4 protein-coding genes are annotated in these 2,989 nt (G+C 35.9%); all 4 read right to left on the bottom strand.

All coding sequences use genetic code 11. The annotated features are described in order from the left end of the window. Positions 1-232: TPM domain-containing protein (locus tag PHN32_09165; protein MDD3777757.1), on the bottom strand; the 232-nt coding region annotated here is incomplete at its 3' end. A 158-nt stretch (positions 233-390) separates the two neighbouring features. Then, positions 391-1,242, bottom strand: coding sequence for a nitroreductase family protein (locus PHN32_09160; GenBank protein MDD3777756.1), 852 nt, complete (start codon positions 1,240-1,242; stop codon positions 391-393). Between the two features lie 283 nt (positions 1,243-1,525). Then, complete coding sequence (locus tag PHN32_09155; protein ID MDD3777755.1) at positions 1,526-2,242, bottom strand: polysaccharide deacetylase family protein; 717 nt, start codon at positions 2,240-2,242, stop codon at positions 1,526-1,528. A gap of 527 nt (positions 2,243-2,769) precedes the next feature. Then, positions 2,770-2,989: hypothetical protein (locus tag PHN32_09150; protein ID MDD3777754.1), on the bottom strand; the 220-nt coding region annotated here is incomplete at its 5' end.

Below are 2,989 nucleotides of genomic sequence, written 5' to 3'. Positions count from 1 at the left end.
TAGCATACTCCTCTATGGGGTACCCCTGGAGATTATCTATTACAGCAACCGCAATCTCGCATGACGTTGCTTTTTCAACATTTTGTACAAATTCTTCAGTTCTTACCATCCATTCCTCTGAAATTGTATGGGTATAGTCATTTACGTAACCGCGGGGATAAGGGTAATCTATGGAAGATATTATCTTTTCATTTCTGCATGCTGCAGGGAAAAGGGCGAGAAACACTAACATAGCCATAAACAAGTAAAGAGATGGAGATGAAAAAAAATATTTATTATGAAAATATTTCTTCACGTATTTGATATAAGATAAATGTTAAATATATTTTCCCTCTTCATTTCTACCTGGGAAAAATATAAATTTCACCATAAGCCAAAGGCAAACAATTTTTAAAAACATATTTTAAATACTGCCCGGCCATTATCCTCATAAATTGATGTATCGGGGCTGTACCCTCGGTCTATAAGCCCCAGCCATAAATGGCTGGCACAGATACCAATATCCACATCAGGATGCTCCCATTTAAAATGCTTATATCCTGCAGGCATGGCGACAGTAACTGCCTTATAGTCATTTTCAAAACCAAATCGCCACATTTGTGAATTAGCTGCTGATGGCGCTTTTCTGGCCAGATCAAGGGCATAAAGCATATCACCTGAAAGATTTTCAATGTCTTGGGGATTTTCCAAAAGTTCCCCTACTGTCTTTCTTTTAAAGCTAAGGGCGGATTTGGTTATTCTGTCCATCATCCTTAGGCCTTTATCCTGGTAATATCCCAATGGTGAAATACTTATGGCCCGGATACCTTCTGTAATCCCCGGGGAATAGCCATAGCCCCGGTTAGCTTCCTCCAGCTGCTTGGAGTGCTGCAGGTGAGGCATCAATCTTTCCAACTCTTCCAGCCTGTAATGTCCATACCAGCAAGTGGATACCCCCAGGCTTTCCGCCATTAGAATCACCAGTTCACCAACAAAACCTGTTTTTGCAATAGAAATAATATCGGTTTCAGATAAAAATGCCACATTATCTATTGGCGACCGAATAGTGGGATATAGTTGTTTTACCGGTTCACTCTTAAAAAACCTGGCTTCGGTTTTGCAGGAGAAAGGCAATTGCAGCCTGTTTGCAAACTCCGATATTGTATTTAAGGTTTCCGGTCTAAGCGGTATGCTTTTAAAACTCCTGACAGACCTGCGGCTGTTTATTGTATTTTTTATATCAAAAGGTATATTAATTGCCATTTATTTTTATGTTAATCTTTTTTACTATTAGGGATCAAAACGGCATAAATGCTGCCTGATAATATTAATTTAAATTTTTTTATATTTTTTTTCCAGCCTTAAAAATTGAATACTAAAATTGAGGGGTGGAAAATCCAATTTTTTATACCTCTAAAAAGCTATGGCAAATCTATTAAATTATCTAATTCCATAATTATTAGTATTGGTATTTTACCGCCCTGGCCAGCCTTAGCCCCGTTTTGGCCCCTCTTTTATTAAATAAATCCTATAACCACTGGTCCTATTACCTATAGTCCAACAGTTGGCTAACTGTTTTAAACTCATAACCCTTGGCTCTTAAACCGTCAATTATATCAGGTAAAGCAGCCACATCAGCTTCATAATTACCATAAAAAGGATGAAGCAATATAATGGAACCCCGGCCAGCAGCCTGTATTGAATATTGGGCAATAAGACTTGCATCACCACTGTAATAGGTATCTGGCTCTACATCCCACATAATGGTTTCAATGCCCTGCTGTGAAAGATACCAGGGTAACACAAAAAGCTTTTTTCCATTAGGCGGACGGAATGTTATCTTCCCTTCATATCCTGAACCACGTATAAGTTGATTTGTTTTATCTATTTCATTCTGGATGAAGGATTTAGATTTAAAAATTAATTGTTGATGTGAGTAGGAATGATTTCCAAGTTCATGCCCCTGCCTTACAATCATCTTTGTTTCATCAGGATATGTTTCGATATTCTGCCCGATAACATAAAAAGTGGCCTTTACATTTTTTTCTGCCAGTATGTCCAGCACATCTTCTATATTTGAAGACGGCCCGTCATCAAATGTTAATGCTACTGCCTTTTTATTGGTATTTACTCTGTTTACCAGCTCCCCAAACACCTGGAATGTACGCGACTTACTTAACTTATATATGGAAAAGCCAGCTATTACAATAATAACCAACAACAAAGCTACTAAAGCTATTGTTAAATTTCTTTTTGTTTTCATCTTAAAATAAACCTTGGGTGGTTGGTTTTTAATAACTTCAAGAATAATTACCAATATAGAATAGTTTACCTTATCATTATTAGAAAAAGAATAAGGGTTAAGCAAATATTTTAGAATAGATACCATAAAACTTGGGTCCATATGGGTAAATAATTTCTAAAACTGCCAATCTGGTATAGGTTAGTTTAGAATTTTACTGAGGGTGGTAAGTACTATTTCTTTTATGGGACCGCTATTACCATAGTATTTGACTTGTTGGGATGGGTACTAATAAAACACCCCTGGAAAATGACCTTTAAAGAGATGTATGTTGATTACCAGTCCTGGATTACTTTAATATATATTTCAATTTTGGTTAGCCCCTTTATAGCGGCTTTCATTTATATTCTTAAATAGATTGATAGCAGAAGAAAGATTGAAGTATAAAATTTTTCTGCCCCTGGCCCTGTAATCAATACAATGTTATTTTATACCTACACTATTAGAACTCCGCCTTGTATTGATTTAGACATGGAAATTGCCACAAACTAGTCAATGGTAGTAATAATTCTTTCCTTGCTTACCTTTTTAGCAATTACAAATGTTATTACTATTAGCAAACATATTGCCAAAAATGATACTGATATGATAGGCCAGCTTATCTTAAAGCTTTTATCTATAAACCTGGTAACTAGAAACATTGCTAAAAAAACAATGAAATAAGTAATAAAATAGGCAATCCTATTTTCCTTTATTCCCAGCATAAGC

The sequence above is a fragment of the Actinomycetota bacterium genome (assembly GCA_028698215.1).
Taxonomy (GTDB): domain Bacteria; phylum Actinomycetota; class Humimicrobiia; order Humimicrobiales; family Humimicrobiaceae; genus Halolacustris.
The sequence above is the reverse complement of the archived record's forward strand: the minus strand, read 5'-3'. Positions and strand labels throughout refer to the sequence as shown.